This is a genomic window from Olsenella uli DSM 7084 (genome assembly GCF_000143845.1).
Taxonomy (GTDB): domain Bacteria; phylum Actinomycetota; class Coriobacteriia; order Coriobacteriales; family Atopobiaceae; genus Olsenella; species Olsenella uli.
The window spans coordinates 1,000,832-1,015,361 of the sequence record NC_014363.1; the positions used below are offsets into that span (position 1 = coordinate 1,000,832).

Below are 14,530 nucleotides of genomic sequence, written 5' to 3' on the forward strand. Positions count from 1 at the left end.
GGAACTATGACGGACGTCACGACAGGAGAAGAGATTCCCGAGGTCACTCCCATAGTGTTTGTCATCTCGGACGCGCGCGGCAAGACGGCGACCGGCGTCGTCGAGGCGGCAGCCTCCCAGTTTGGCGAGGAGGCCGTCGTGATCAAGCAGCTGGGAAACGTCCACAGCGTCAGCATGGTCTGCGACTACCTTGACAAAAACGTCGACCCCGACCTGCCCCTTGCGGTCTTCCACACCATCGTCGACCGCAACCTCCGCCGCGACATCCGTCGCGAGCTCGACAAGAGGGGCATCCCCTCGATCGACCTTCTCGGGCCCTCTATCACCGTGATCTCTACCCTGACGGGCGAGGAGCCCAAGTACGAGCCAGGCCGCAGGACCGTGACCGAGGTCGAGACCCTCTAGACGCTTTTTGCGCAGACTTTCCACTATAGGCCATGTTGGGGGCCCTGTTCCCGCAAACCTCCCTGACAGCTCATTTGGTGCCGTTGGGCGGAGGGCGGTCGCCGGGGGTGTGCCTCTGGATAAAATAGCTTCGTTATGAAGAGCGCCTGCCGTGAGCTTCATCTCACCGCAGGTGCTCTCGCGTAAGGCAAGGGGTGCTCGCGTGCCCCGTGGCAACGAGATCAGGGGTGTCATATGGCTGAGAAGCACGTGTATCGTTTCGGCATGGACGAAGACGGTAACAACGTTACCGAGGTCGCAGGCAAGACCGTCAACGAGGCCAAGTGGATCACCGGCGGCAAGGGCGCCAACCTCGCCGAGATGGCCAACATCGGCCTTCCCGTCCCCCCGGGATTCTCCATCACCTGCCAGACCTGCGTCGCCTATTCCAGCGCTGGTAACGTTTGGCCTGAGGGCGTCCTCGATGAGATTGACGAGTATCGTGCCGACCTTGAGAGGCGCATGGGAAAGAGGCTCGGCGACAAGGATGACCCGCTGCTCGTCTCCGTCCGCTCCGGCGCGCCCTTCTCCATGCCTGGCATGATGGACACGGTGCTCAACCTCGGCCTCAACGACGAATCCGTCCAGGGCCTCATCAAGCAGACCAACAACGAGCGTTTCGCGTGGGACTCCTATCGCCGCTTCGTCCAGATGTTCTCCGGCGTCGTCATGGGCGTCGACGGCCAGCTCTTCGAGGACGCCATCAACAAGAAGAAGGCAGACAAGGGCGTCAAGCTCGACACCGACCTCGACGCCGCCGACCTCAGGGACCTGACCGAGACCTTCAAGGGCATATTCGCCAAAAACGTCGACTCGCAGGCCCACCCCGAGGTCGCGCCCAACGGCATCGCCACCTTCCCGCAGGATCCCTACCTGCAGCTCCGCCTTGCCGAGCAGGCCGTGTTCGGCTCCTGGAACACCGAGCGCGCCATCCTCTACCGCAAGCAGAACAAGATTGACGACTCCCTCGGTACGGCCGTCAACGTCCAGGTCATGGTCTTCGGCAACAAGGGCGAGACCTCCGCTACGGGCGTCGCGTTCACGCGCAACCCCGCCGACGGCACCAACGAGCGTTACGGCGACTTCTTGGTCAACGCCCAGGGCGAGGACGTCGTGGCCGGCATCCGCAACACCGAGCCCATCGCAGACCTGCCCAAGATCCCTGGTCTCGAGAAGGCCGGCAAGGACCTCTACCACGTCTTCGAGATCCTCGAGGACCACTACGCGGACATGATGGACCTCGAGTTCACCATCGAGCAGGGCAAGCTCTGGATGCTCCAGACCCGTGTGGGCAAGCGCACCGCCCTCTCTGCGCTCAAGGTCGCCATGCAGATGGTCGAGGAGGGTCGCATCACCCAGGAGCAGGCCATCATGCGCGTCGCCCCGTCTCAGCTCGACCAGCTCCTGCACCCGCAGTTCGACCCCAAGGCCAAGCTGGACGTCGTGGCCAAGGGCATGAACGCGTCACCCGGCGCGGCGGTGGGCGCCGTCGTCTTCTCCTCTGACGCCGCCGTCCACTACGCCAACATCGAGAAGCCCTGCATCCTCGTCCGCTGGGAGACCACCCCTGACGACCTCAAGGGCATGGTCGCCGCCGAGGGCATCCTCACGTCACATGGCGGCAAGACCTCGCATGCCGCCGTCATAGCCCGCGGCATGGGCACGCCTTGCGTCTGCGGCGCCGAGGCGCTGAGGATCGATGCCAAGGCCAAGGAGTGCGTCATCTCCGGCACCAATGCCGTCCTGCACGAGGGCGACATCATCTCCATCAACGGCACGACCGGTGACATCATCCTGGGCGCCGTGCCCCTTACGCGCCCCGAGCTCACCGGTGACCTCGAGACCATCCTCGGATGGGCCGACGACGTCCGCCGCGACGCCTCCCGCGGTCGGCTGTTCGGCGTCCGCACCAACGCGGACAACCCCGAGGACGCCCAGCTGTCCGTCGACTTCGGTGCTGAGGGCATCGGCCTCGACCGCACCGAGCACATGTTCCTGGGCGAGCGCAAGGAGATCATCCAGTCCTTCATCCTTGCTGACAACGACGGCCAGAAACAGCAGGCACTCGGACAGCTTCTCAAGGCGCAGACTGGTGACTTCGAGGGCATGTTCAAGGCGATGGACGGCAAGGCCGTCATCGTCCGCCTCCTCGACCCGCCCCTGCACGAGTTCCTCGACGACCCGCGCGAGCTTGCCGTCGAGATCGCCCACGCCGAGGGCCGTGGCGAGACGGAGATCCAGATCAAGGCCATGCGCGACCGCCTCGCCCGCCTGGACTCCTTCCAGGAGGCCAACCCCATGCTCGGCCTGCGCGGCTGCCGTCTGGGCATCGTCTACCCCGAGCTCAACGACATGCAGGTCCGTGCCATTGCCGCCGCCGCGGCCAAGCTTAAGAAGCAGGGCCTCGATCCCAGGCCCGAGATCATGGTGCCGCTGATTTCCACCGTCGAGGAGCTCAAGCTCGTCCGCGCCCAGATCGAGGCCGGCGTCCACGCCGTCGCCGAGGCGGAGGGCGTCGAGCTCAGCATTCCCATCGGCTGCATGATTGAGCTCCCCCGTGCCGCCGTGACTGCCGACGAGATCGGCAAGTACGCCGACTTCTTCTCCTTCGGAACCAACGACCTCACCCAGACGACCTTCGGCTTCTCCCGCGATGACGTCGAGAGCGCCTTCATCCCCCAGTACCTCAACAAGAAGATCCTGAGGGCCAACCCGTTCGAGACGCTGGATTCCGGCGTCGCGAAGCTGGTCGAGATGGGCGTCAAGGGCGGACATGCCGCCAACGACACCATCGTCTGTGGAGTCTGTGGCGAGACCGGCGGCGACCCCGACTCCATCCAGATGTACTATGACCTCGGTCTCGACTACGTCTCCTGCTCGCCCTACCGCGTGCCCATCGCACGCCTGGCGGGTGCGCAGGCCAAGATCAGCTCCAACGGCGGACCCCGAAAGCTCGCCTAGGGCTGCGTGATCTGAGCTTGTCACGACGGGGGAGGGGCCTAGGGCCCCTCCCCCTTGCTTTTACGGGAGGCGCACATGGACATCATCGACAGGGAGACGCTGGAGCGACGCGAGCACGAGCTGCTCAGCCCATGGGCCTGCCACTCCGACGAGAGCTCCGGCCGCACGCGGGAAGAGGAGCCAGACCCCTTGCGGACCTGCTTCCAATGCGACCGCGACAGGATCCTGCACAGCAAGAGCTTCAGGCGGCTCGCCAACAAGACACAGGTCTTCTTGGCGCCGGAGGGAGACCACTATCGCACCCGCCTCACCCACACCCTCGAGGTCGCCCAGATCGCCTGCGCAATCGCACGTCCCCTGGGGCTTAACGTCGACCTCACCGAGGCCATAGCCCTTGGCCATGACCTGGGCCACACGCCCTTTGGGCACTGCGGCGAACGGGCACTCCAGCGCGCCATGGCACGCAGGCTGTGCTGTGACTCCGACGACCCGCGACTCTTCCGTCACAACGAGCAGAGCGCCCGCATCGTCTGCCTGCTAGAGAAGGACGGCCTCGGTCTCAACCTCACCCGCGAGACCATAGACGGCATCGTCAACCACAACCAAGGGACGGCGGCGCACACGCTCGAAGGCCAGGTGGTCGCCCGGGCAGACCGCATGGCCTACGTGACGCATGACATGGATGACGCCAAGAGGGCCGGCATCCTGAGCGAGGAGTCGCTTCCCGCGGACCTGCGCCGCATCCTGGGATCCAGCTCGTCGGAGCGCATAGAGACCATGGTGCACGACGCGGTCAGCGCGAGTGCCCAGTGCGGAAAGATCGCCATGTCAGACGTAGTGTGGGACGCCATGATGGGGATGAGGCGCTTCCTGTCAGAGAACCTGTACACTCGTGGCGAGGCGAAGCGCGAGGAACCCAAGGCTGCCCATCTTGTGGAGGAGCTGTTCACGCACTTCGTACGCCATCCGGACGAGATCCCGGCCGAGTACCGCTCTCGCAGGCAGGACTCCGTGGACGTCCAGGCGGCAGACTACGTGAGCAGCATGACCGACCGCTATGCCATCCGACTCTACGAGGAGCTTAACGTGCCCAAGGCCTGGAGCCTGTCCGACCAGCGGGGCGACAGCTGAGATGGGGCGCGCTACGATGGATGCCATGAGGGACGGTCGGGGGACGCGTGGATGATGCCAAGATCATGGACGACTCAGGCGGCGGCACCCGCGCGGCCATACTCGCCTCCGCCCGTTCCGCCTTCCTCGTGGGCGGCTTCTCCGGCGTCTCGATGCGCGCCATCGCCACCTCGGCAGGCGTGACCACTGGTGCCATCTACGGATACTTTCCCAGCAAGGAGGCCCTCTTCGATGCCGTCGTAGGACCTGCGGGGGATGGTCTCTTCGCACTTCACCTCGCGGCCCTGCGGGAATTCTCCGCGCGCCCCGCAGGAGGGCGCTCCTTCGACGCCATGTGGGAGTTCGAGTTGGAGAAACGCTCGCAGATGATGGATTTCATCTATGACCACCTCGACGACTTCCGTATCATCTCGGAGGGCTCCACCGGCACGCGCTGGGAGCGCTACCTCGACAAGTTCGTAGAGGTCGAGGTGTCGAGCACCTTCGAGTACGAACGGGATACGCTTGAGGTCGACGGGCATCCCTCGGACGTCGAGCGCGTTCTCGTCGAGGTGCTCACAGGCCTCTTCTTCAAGGGCGTCTTCGATCTGCTGTCGCGTGACCTCAGCCGCACGGAGGCTCAGCGTTTCATCGCGAGATATGGGCGCTTCTTCCACGACGGCATGCGTATGCTCATGGAGCGGACCGCTGCCGGCACCTGACATCCCCTGACGGCCTCTCTATTCCTGCGCACATACCTTGCCAAGTGACATAACGCTGTTATATCCTACCTAAGGTAACCAAGACTAACTTTAGGAGGACATGACATGGGAAAGAGGGAAGAGAGGGAGATCGACCCTCTGTCCAGGCTGCTCGGGTGGGCAGGGCCAACCAACCGAGCGCTCTACGTGCTTTCCGTGGCACTTGCCGTCATAGGCGTGGTGGGTAACGTCCTGCCGTACTATACGGCGGGCCAGATGGTTCTGGGCGTGCTCGGGGGTAATCGCAGCCTGGGGTTCTATGGAGGCTGGTGCGCCTTCGCGGCCGTGAGCTTCGGCTGCCACATCGTCTTTCACTACGCGTCGACGTCCGTCTCGCACATAGCGACGTTCAGGACCATCTCGTCGGTGCGCCGCCGCCTTGCGTCCAAGCTCACGCGCGTCCCCATGGGCTACGTCCTCGACACGCCCTCGGGCACGCTCAAGAACATCCTCGTGGAGAAGGCCGACGGCATCGAGGTTGCCCTCGCCCATGTGGTCCCCGAGATGACCAGCGACCTGCTGGTGCCCATCGCGGTCGTAGCCTACCTGTTTTCGCTCGACTGGAGGCTGGCCCTCGTCTCACTCGCGACCATCCCCGTGGGCGCCCTGGTCTACGGCCAGATGATGCGCGACTACGAGGAGTGGTACGGCCGCACCGTGACGACGGGCAACGAGATGTCGTCCGCCGCCGTCGAGTATGTGAATGGCATCGAGGTCATCAAGGCCTTCGGCCGCTCGGCCAGCTCGTATGAGAAGTTCTCCCGTGCGGTACACGCATACGCCCACTCCTTCATCGACTGGATGGCACACTGTCAGATCTGGTCGGACCTGGGGCTGTCCATCATGCCCGCCACGCTGGTGGGGGTGCTCCCGGTGGGCTGCCTCCTCGTGGCATCGGGGCAGCTCGAGCCCGCGACCTTCGTGCTGGCCGCCATCCTCTCGCTGGGCATCTTCCCGCCCCTCTACGCGGCCATGAGCTTCATGGACTCCCTTGCCCAGCTGGGAACGGTCGTGGGCCAGATCGCCGATGTGCTCGGTCAGGGCGAGCAGCTCCGTGCCGACGAGCCTTCGTCCGGACTTCGCGCGGGCGAGGTCCCGAGCATCGAGCTTACGGACGTGCGCTTCTCGTACGGCGACGCCGAGGTGCTGCATGGCGTGGACCTCTCGGTCGAGGCGGGTACGGTCTGCGCCCTCGTGGGACCCAGCGGGTCGGGCAAGTCGACCCTGGCGCGGCTCATGGCCGGCTTCTGGGACCCTGGCGAAGGCAGCGTGTGCCTGGGAGGCGTTCCCCTCACGAGCCTCTCAGCGAGTCAGCTGGCGGACGAGGTGGCATACGTCTCGCAGGACAACTACCTCTTCGACCAGTCGATCATGGAGAACATCCGCATGGGCCGTCCCGACGCCACGGACGAGGAGGTCATGGAGGTGGCGCGCCAGAGCGGCTGCCACGACTTCATCATGGCCCTCGACCACGGCTACCAGACCGTGGTGGGCGGCGGCGGCGGGCACCTCTCGGGCGGCGAGCGCCAGCGCGTCGCCATCGCACGGGCCATGCTGCATGACAGCCCCGTCGTGATCCTGGACGAGGCCACGGCCTACACGGACCCGGAGAGCGAAGCCCAGGTGGAGGCTGCCGTCTCTCGTCTCGTCGCGGGAAGGACCCTGGTCGTGATCGCGCACCGGCTCTCCACCATCACCGACGCGGACAAGATCGTCGTGGTGGACGACGGACGCATCCGCGCCAGCGGCACGCACGAGGAGCTCATGGGATCCTGCGAGCTCTACCGGAAGATGTACCAGGCTCACATGGGCGCCCGCGATATGGCGTCGGAAGGGGAGTAGGGCATGCTGTCAACCATACGCAAGTACTTCGCCTTCGGCGGGTCGAACACGCCCAAGCTGCGTCGCGGCATGGCCTGGAGCGTGGGTAACTCCATCTTCGAGGCGCTGCAGATCCTGGCCCTGGCCATCGTGCTCTCGGCCGTCGCCACCTCGACGGTGGGGGTCCGGACGGCGGTCGCCTCACTGGCCGTCATGCTTGTCTCCATGGCAGGCTGCTCCGTTACCGCACACTTCAAGAGCCAGAACTTCTGCGACGGCAACTTCTCCATGAGCGGCGAGAAGCGTTCGCAGATCGGCGATCGCATGCGCTATCTGCCCATGGGCTACTTCAATGACAACAGCCTGGGGGAGATCGCCAGCACCATGACCAATACCCTCGACGACGTGCAGAACGCCGGTGGCGTCGTCTACTCCAACGTCATCTCGGGCCTCGTGCTCACGGTGGTCATGGTGCTCATGCTCGCCGTGATGGACCTGCGCTGCGGCCTGCTTGCCGCCGCCACCGTCGTCTGCGTGCTGGGCATCAATGCCATCATGCAGAACGTCTCGCGTGCCGTTTCCGACCGCCGCGTGGAGTCCCAGCGCGCCATCGTGGGCGCCGTCCTCGAGTACGTGCAGGGCATCTCCGTGGTGAGGGCCTTCTCCCTGGCCGATGGCGCGGAGAGCCGCCTGGGCGCCGCCATCGGCGACTGCGAGCACGCCAACCTCACGCTCGAACTGCGCTTCGTCTGCTTCATGGTCCTGGAGGCGCTGGTCTGCAAGGCATCGAGCATCGCCCTCTGCCTGCTGTCGCTCTCGCTCTGGGCCTCTGGCTCGCTCGAGACAGGCACCTGCCTCACCATGGTCGTCGCATCGTTCATGGTGTTCGCCAAGCTCGAGCTGGTGGGCAGCTATGCCAGCCTGCTGCGCATGATCGACTTCAGCATGGACAAGGTGAACGCCCTCATCGCGACCCCCGCCATGGGGGAGGGCGCTGGCATCGAGTCCGGCGACCGCTTTGACATCGAGCTCGAGGACGTCTCCTTCTCCTACGGAGAGCGAGACGTGGTCGACCACGTCTCGCTCTCCATCCCCCAGGGCAGCTCCTGCGCGCTCGTGGGACCCTCCGGCAGCGGCAAGACCACGCTCGCGCACCTCATGGCGCGCTTCTGGGACGTGGATGCGGGACGCGTCACCGTGGGCGCGCACGATGTACGCGACTGGAAGGTGGACGCCCTGCTCTCCAACTTCTCCATGGTCTTCCAGGGAGTCTACCTCTTCGACGATACCATCGAGAACAACATCAAGTTCGGCCGTCCGCAGGCCACGCACGCAGAGGTCGTCGAGGCTGCGCGCCGCGCCTGCTGCGACGAGTTCATCGACAGGTTGGAGCATGGCTACGACACGCGAATAGGAGAGGGTGGGGCCTCCCTCTCGGGTGGCGAGCGCCAGCGCATCTCCATCGCCCGCGCCATCCTCAAGGACGCTCCCATCGTCATCCTCGACGAGGCCACCGCGAACGTCGACCCCGAGAACGAACTCGAGCTCCAGCGGGCCATCGAGGAGCTGAGGCGCGGTAAGACGGTCATCATGATCGCACACCGCCTCAAGACGGTGCGCGGGGCCGACCAGATCGTGGTGGTGGACGCAGGCCGCATCGTGCAGCGCGGCACGCACGAGAGCCTCATGCGCGAGGAGGGGATCTACCGTGACTTCGTGGGCATGCGCGAGCGCACCATTGGCTGGAAGCTCGCCCAGGCATAGCCCGCGCGCGGCCATTGTGGTCGCTTTGTGCCCAAGCTCGAGACGGAGCGCCTGGCTTCCTTGCCCCAACAGGACGCATGCCATATAATGACTCGCCGTGTGTAAGCCTATGTGCCGCGCAGTAGACGACGGCACCTCTAGAGACGAGGTAACTATGGACTACATTCGCGCAATCGAGCGCCAGCAGATCCGTGAGGACATCCCTCAGGTTCGCGTCGGCGACAACGTCAAGGTGCACTACCGCATCAAGGAGGGCGAGCGCGAGCGCGAGCAGGTCTTCCAGGGCGACGTCATCCGCATGAGCGGGGGCTCCTCCCGCGAGACCTTCACCGTCCGCAAGATCTCCTTCGGCGTCGGTGTCGAGCGCACCTTCCCCCTCCACAGCCCCAAGATCGCCCAGCTCGAGGTCGTGCGCCATGGTGACGTCCATCGTGCCAAGCTCTACTACCTTCGCGACCGCGTCGGCAAGGCGGCGCGCATCCGCGAGAAGCGCTAGGTCATACAGCAGAGGAACCCCAAGGGGCCGCCCGCGTGGCGGCCCCTCTCGTAGACGCACAGCGTTCGGGCGGGAGAGGAGGCGCGCATGGCATACGCCGCGACGGCGAGGGAGATTGCCGCACTCCTGAGTGACGCGGGACCCGAGGAGGCCCTCGCCCTTAGCGAGCGCTATGCCGAGGACCCCCGCAAGCAGGTTCGCCAGGCTGTTGGCGCGGCCTTGCGGCGCCGCGAGCGCGAACTCGAGGAGAGGGAGCGCGTCTCCCGGATGTATGCCCTTGAGCGGGAGCTGGGTGGGGAGGGTGTCATCGTGGGCGTGGACGAGGTGGGCCGCGGGGCCCTCGCCGGTCCGCTCACCGCTTGCGCGGTCGCCCTGCCGGGCGAGCCCATCATATGGGGTCTCAATGACTCCAAGCAGCTGAGTCCCGCACGGCGCGGGGCATTGGGAGCCACGATAGCCGAGCACGCCATCGCCATCGGCGTGGCCCACGTCGAACCCGCATCCATCGATGCCGTCGGCATGTCGGTGGCGCTGCGGATGGCCATGGGCCAGGCCATTGCCGATGCCGGTGTCGATGCGGACTGCGTCCTGATAGACGGCAACCCCGTACACGTGCATCCCCAAGAGCGCGCCCTCGTCAAGGGCGACGCGCGCGTCGCGTGCATCGCGGCGGCCTCCATCGTCGCCAAGGTGACCCGAGACTCCCTCATGGTGGCCTACGACAGCGAGTATCCGGGCTATCATCTCGCCGAGTGCAAGGGATACGGCTCCCCGGCGCACATCGACGCCATCAGGCGGTTAGGGCTGACCCCCATTCATCGTGTGTCGTTCTGCGGCAACTTCCTGGAGACTCCCGCGCTGTTCTGAGAAGGACGTCCTACAGGGTGCTTGCGGTAAACGAGCGCAGGCACCGGTGCAAGTCACCCATAGCAGAATCCTTCCCACGATATGATGCGAGGGAGGCTTCTATGCAGGCGGGCGGAGAAGGGGCGCAGGAGGGCCGCACGGGTGCCGGACGGCGGACGCGCGGCATGGGCGCCCGCGAGGTCGGCGCCGAGGGAGAGCGACTGGCCACGACCTACCTCAGGCGGCGTGGGTACGAGGTCCTGGAGCGCAACTGGACGTGTACGGCCGGTGAGGTGGACATAGTCTGCGAGATCGAGGGTACCGTCGTGCTGGTCGAGGTGAAGACGCGCCTTTGGCGGGAGGTGGAGGACGGCCCTTTGCCGGAGCTTGCCGTGGACGGTAGGAAGCGGGCCCGTTACCGCAGGCTTGCGCTCGTCTATCTCTGCACCCATCCCGAAGTCGAGGCGGTCCGCTTCGACGTGGTGGCGATAAGCATCGTGGGAAGGCGCTGTGCCCAGGTCCACCACCTCATGGGCGCCTTCGCCTGGGATGACTGATGGGTGCCTCCGTAGCCGTCCAGACGGCCATACTGCACGGGATGGAGGCCCTGCCCGTGAGGGTCGAGGTGTCCACTTCCGCAGGCATTCCAGGCATCACGATGGTAGGTCTGCCCGATTCCGCCGTGTTGGAGTCCCGTTCGCGCATTCGCTGCGCCATACGAAACAGCGCCCTCAGGATGCCCCGTGAGCACATAACCGTGAACTTCGCACCCGGAGAGTTGAGAAAGTCGGGCACGGGGCTCGACCTGCCCGTGGCGGTGTCCATCCTTTGCAGCAGCGGGCAGATGCCGCTGACTGGTCTCGATTCCTGCCTCTTCGTCGGCGAGCTGGCGCTCGAGGGCGACATACGGCCCACGCGCGGCATGCTCGCGTACCAGAGGCTCGCGGAGTCTATGGGCCTTGCGCTCGTCTGCTCTCCGGAATCGGGCTGCCTGGGATCCTACGAGCGCTGCCTGGGCGTAGCCGCGCTGGGAGAGATCGCCCGTGGCGTCCCTTGGGTCACCCGTCACTGCAGACGTCCGAGTCCCGCCGACGACCACTCGTGCGAGCATGCTCCGGCGACGCTCGACTTCGCCGACGTCGTGGACCAGGAGTCCGCGAAGCGTGCCATCGCCATTGCGGTCGCAGGTGGCCATGGCCTGCTCATGGTGGGTCCTCCCGGGTCGGGGAAGACCATGCTCGCCCGGAGGATACCACGCATCATGCCCCCACTTTCCCCAGCGGAGAAGGACGAGGCCCTGCTCGTTGCCTCGGTCGCCGGCCGGGACGCGACCGAGCTGCAGCTGGGCAACAGGCCCTTTCGCAGCCCCCATCACTCCATCTCACTCGCTGGGATGATAGGTGGCGGAAGGCCCGTGCTGCCAGGTGAGGTGACCCTCGCCCACAGGGGCGTGCTGTTCCTCGATGAGCTCCCCGAGTTTGCGTGCAACGTCCTACAGTCACTGAGGCAGCCCCTCGAGGAGAGGTGCGTGAGGCTTATCAGGGCGGAGGGCGCCTTCGCCTTTCCCTGCGACTTTCTCTTCGTCGCTGCGGCAAATCCCTGCCCCTGCGGCTACCTGGGCGATCCGGTAAGGCCCTGCAGCTGCAGCGAGACGAGGGTGGCCCAGTACCAGTCGCGCATAGGCGGCCCGCTCATGGATCGCATCGACGTGAGGGTGGACGTGGCGCGTCCCGATGCGTCGAAGGTGATAGGCGGCCGCGAGGGGCTCTCGACGGAAGACATGACGCGCATGGTGCTGCGCGCGAGGGAGCGTCAGGAAGGGAGAGGCGATGCCGGCGCACTCAACTCCCGGCTTCCCCTCTCCCAGATTTCCCTGGAGGCGGACGCGCGCTCCGTGCTCGAGCGGATGTCGGCAAGGCTTGCGCTCGGCGGTCGCTCGATCGTTCGCGTCGCACGCGTAGCCCGAACGATTGCCGACCTCGAGGGAAGTGACCGCGTCAGGCGAGGCCATGTCGTAGAGGCCTGCATGTACCGAGACCGAAGTGGGGTATGACGATGGTGGCACGAGGGGGGCGCTGGGCGCTCGGGAGGAAGGACGAGGGATATCCCCCCCTCCCTCGAGCTCCTCGAGGACCCTCCAGAGGAGCTGAGGGGCATTGGCGACCCCTCGGCGCTAGGGGCGCCTTGCATATCGATCATCGGGGCCCGCAGGGCGACGCCCTATGGCATTGCCGTCGCGGAGATCGCTGGCCGCGTCGCAGCCGAATGTGGCCTGACGGTCGTGTCGGGAGGTGCCATGGGCTGCGACTGCGCCGCCCTGCGTGCCGCAGCCAGGTCCGGTGGCCGCTGCGTGATCGTGTCCGGATGCGGGGCGGACCGCGTGTACCCCGCAAGCTCGTCGGACATGTTCGAACGGGCCGCGGCAGGGGAGGGTGCGGTCATATCGCTCGAGCCTTGGGGGCAGGGACCGAGGAGGTGGGCCTTCCCCAAGAGGAACCGCATCATCGCCGCGCTCTCGAGATGCGTGCTGATCGCCGAGGCGGGGGTGAGATCGGGAACCATGAGCACCGCAGACGCTGCGGTCGAGATGGGGAGGACGCTGTATGCCGTGCCCGGCTCGATCTTCTCGCCGCAGTCTGCCGGCGCGAACACCCTCATCGCCAACGGGGCCGCCATCATCTCTTCCGAGGTCGACCTGGAGGTCCGGATATCGTATGACTACGGGTGCCTGCGGTTCGTGGGCGCCCAGGGACCGACCCCATCCGGCAGGATACTGTCTGCACTGACCGCGAACCCCATGCGCCCCGACGACCTTGCCCGCGCGCTGGGGGAGGACGTGGTCCACGTCCTCAACGCGTTGAGCGACTACGAGCTCCAGGGTCTTGTGGTCCGCCTGCGCGACGGCCGCTTCTCCCCGTCAGCGCCCGCGTTCGAGGGGCAGGGTACAATCGCTACCGGGTAACGGTGTCACATGCGTGCGGGGGAGTCCAAGGTGCCAGACGAAGTCACAGTCATCGGAGGGGGTCTCGCGGGGAGCGAGTGCGCGCTTCAGCTTGCGAGCCGGGGCGTACGGGTCACGCTCTTTGAGCAGCGCCCGTTCCATAGCTCACCCGCACACCACGGTGCGGGCTTTGCCGAACTCGTGTGCTCGAACTCCCTCAAGTCGACGCGCCACGACAGCGCGGCGGGTCTCCTCAAGGAGGAGATCACCAAGATGGGCTCCTTCCTCATCGCCCTTGCGCACAGGGCCTCCGTTCCGGCCGGGGGTGCCCTTGCGGTCGATCGTGGTGCCTTCACGGACCTTGTCACGCAGGCGATCGAGGGCGAGGGGAACATATCCGTCGTACGGGAGGAGGTCACGACGATTCCCGGGGGCATGGTCGTCGTCGCAGCCGGGCCCCTCTGCTCCGACGCCCTGTTCGGGGACCTCTCTCGAAGGCTGGGGGCCGAGTCGCTCTCCTTCTACGATGCCGCGGCGCCCATCGTCGACGCGCAGACCGTCGATCGCTCCATCGCCTTCGTGCAGTCACGCTATGCCGAGGGAGGGGGAGACTACCTCAACTGCCCCATGGACCGAGACGAGTACGATGCGTTCTACGACGCCCTCGTCGCCGCCAAGCGCATCGTCTCCAAGGACTTCGAGCAGAAGGACCTCTTCAATGCCTGTCAACCCGTCGAGGAGGTCGCCCGAACGGGACGCGACTCGCTGCGCTTTGGCGCCCTCAAGCCCGTCGGTCTCACGGATCCCAGAACGGGACGGCGTCCCTGGGCTGCCGTGCAGCTGCGCGCCGAGAACGTAGGGCGTACGGCGTATAACCTCGTGGGGTTCCAGACCAATCTCAGCTGGGGCGAGCAGAAGCGCGTCTTCCGGATGATCCCGGGTCTTGAGGAGGCGGACTTCTTCCGCTATGGCGTCATGCACAGGAACAGCTTCGTCGACGCGCCCCGTGTCCTAACGGATACCTTTGCCATACCCCATACGCAGGTCAGACTTGCGGGCCAGATCACCGGTACGGAGGGCTACGTCGAGGCCATCGCCTCGGGCCTGCTCGCCGCGCTCAACACCATCTGCGACATCCGCTCTGCCGAACACGTCGACCTCCCGGCGACGACTGCCCTGGGCTCGCTCGTGAGGTACGCGACCGACCCGGCAACGTGTCCCTACCAACCCATGCATGTCAACTTCGGCATCATCGCTCCCTTGGGGAGGGGGCGTCTCGGTAAGCGGGAACGCTACGGGGCCTATGCAGACAGGGCCGCCCGGGACATGGACACCTACCTCGCAAGTCGTCCCGACCTCTTCGGCCGGGCAAGGTGACGGTGGACG

12 protein-coding genes are annotated in these 14,530 nt (G+C 65.8%); all 12 read left to right on the forward strand.

Annotation, left to right across the window (positions count from 1 at the left end):
- Window positions 1-6 precede the first annotated feature (6 nt).
- The 12 genes from OLSU_RS04400 (at window position 7) to trmFO (ending at window position 14,521) form a co-directional block, all read left to right on the forward strand.
- Window positions 7-405 carry a kinase/pyrophosphorylase gene (locus OLSU_RS04400; RefSeq protein WP_013251746.1) on the forward strand — a complete coding sequence of 133 codons (399 nt, stop codon included), beginning with the start codon at window positions 7-9 and terminating at the stop codon, window positions 403-405.
- A gap of 234 nt (window positions 406-639) precedes the next feature.
- Entirely contained in the window at window positions 640-3,405 is a 2,766-nt protein-coding gene (gene ppdK, locus OLSU_RS04405; protein ID WP_013251747.1) for a pyruvate, phosphate dikinase, read from the forward strand.
- Between the two features lie 75 nt (window positions 3,406-3,480).
- Window positions 3,481-4,536 (forward strand): deoxyguanosinetriphosphate triphosphohydrolase, encoded by a 1,056-nt coding sequence (locus tag OLSU_RS04410; RefSeq protein ID WP_013251748.1) that lies wholly within the window; start codon window positions 3,481-3,483, stop codon window positions 4,534-4,536.
- 47 nt (window positions 4,537-4,583) lie between these two features.
- Entirely contained in the window at window positions 4,584-5,237 is a 654-nt protein-coding gene (locus tag OLSU_RS04415; RefSeq protein WP_013251749.1) for a TetR/AcrR family transcriptional regulator, read from the forward strand.
- Window positions 5,238-5,342: 105 nt separating this feature from the next.
- Entirely contained in the window at window positions 5,343-7,118 is a 1,776-nt protein-coding gene (locus OLSU_RS04420; RefSeq protein ID WP_013251750.1) for an ABC transporter ATP-binding protein, read from the forward strand.
- 3 nt (window positions 7,119-7,121) lie between these two features.
- A complete protein-coding gene (locus tag OLSU_RS04425) occupies window positions 7,122-8,861 on the forward strand; it encodes an ABC transporter ATP-binding protein (protein ID WP_013251751.1) in 1,740 nt (579 codons plus the stop codon).
- Window positions 8,862-9,015: 154 nt separating this feature from the next.
- Window positions 9,016-9,357 (forward strand): 50S ribosomal protein L19, encoded by a 342-nt coding sequence (gene rplS / locus OLSU_RS04430; protein WP_013251752.1) that lies wholly within the window; start codon window positions 9,016-9,018, stop codon window positions 9,355-9,357.
- Between the two features lie 87 nt (window positions 9,358-9,444).
- Window positions 9,445-10,224: a ribonuclease HII gene (locus OLSU_RS04435; RefSeq protein ID WP_013251753.1), complete on the forward strand. Its 780-nt coding sequence runs from the start codon at window positions 9,445-9,447 to the stop codon at window positions 10,222-10,224.
- 101 nt (window positions 10,225-10,325) lie between these two features.
- Window positions 10,326-10,760, forward strand: coding sequence for a YraN family protein (locus tag OLSU_RS04440; protein WP_013251754.1), 435 nt, complete (start codon window positions 10,326-10,328; stop codon window positions 10,758-10,760).
- On the forward strand, window positions 10,760-12,256 hold the full coding sequence (locus tag OLSU_RS04445) for a YifB family Mg chelatase-like AAA ATPase (RefSeq protein ID WP_013251755.1): 1,497 nt from the start codon (window positions 10,760-10,762) through the stop codon (window positions 12,254-12,256). Before OLSU_RS04440 ends, OLSU_RS04445 begins: the two co-directional genes overlap by 1 nt.
- Window positions 12,257-12,358: 102 nt before the next feature.
- Entirely contained in the window at window positions 12,359-13,165 is an 807-nt protein-coding gene (locus tag OLSU_RS04450; RefSeq protein WP_236697213.1) for a DNA-processing protein DprA, read from the forward strand.
- Between the two features lie 30 nt (window positions 13,166-13,195).
- On the forward strand, window positions 13,196-14,521 hold the full coding sequence (trmFO, locus tag OLSU_RS04455) for a methylenetetrahydrofolate--tRNA-(uracil(54)-C(5))-methyltransferase (FADH(2)-oxidizing) TrmFO (protein ID WP_013251756.1): 1,326 nt from the start codon (window positions 13,196-13,198) through the stop codon (window positions 14,519-14,521).
- The last annotated feature ends 9 nt before the right edge of the window (window positions 14,522-14,530 follow it).

Coding starts and splice junctions, on each gene's coding strand:
- OLSU_RS04400 (WP_013251746.1), top strand. CDS start 7: ATGACGGACGTCACGACAGGAGAAGAGATTCCCGAGGTCACTCCCATA.
- ppdK (WP_013251747.1), top strand. CDS start 640: ATGGCTGAGAAGCACGTGTATCGTTTCGGCATGGACGAAGACGGTAAC.
- OLSU_RS04410 (WP_013251748.1), top strand. CDS start 3,481: ATGGACATCATCGACAGGGAGACGCTGGAGCGACGCGAGCACGAGCTG.
- OLSU_RS04420 (WP_013251750.1), top strand. CDS start 5,343: ATGGGAAAGAGGGAAGAGAGGGAGATCGACCCTCTGTCCAGGCTGCTC.
- OLSU_RS04425 (WP_013251751.1), top strand. CDS start 7,122: ATGCTGTCAACCATACGCAAGTACTTCGCCTTCGGCGGGTCGAACACG.
- rplS (WP_013251752.1), top strand. CDS start 9,016: ATGGACTACATTCGCGCAATCGAGCGCCAGCAGATCCGTGAGGACATC.
- OLSU_RS04435 (WP_013251753.1), top strand. CDS start 9,445: ATGGCATACGCCGCGACGGCGAGGGAGATTGCCGCACTCCTGAGTGAC.
- OLSU_RS04440 (WP_013251754.1), top strand. CDS start 10,326: ATGCAGGCGGGCGGAGAAGGGGCGCAGGAGGGCCGCACGGGTGCCGGA.
- OLSU_RS04445 (WP_013251755.1), top strand. CDS start 10,760: ATGGGTGCCTCCGTAGCCGTCCAGACGGCCATACTGCACGGGATGGAG.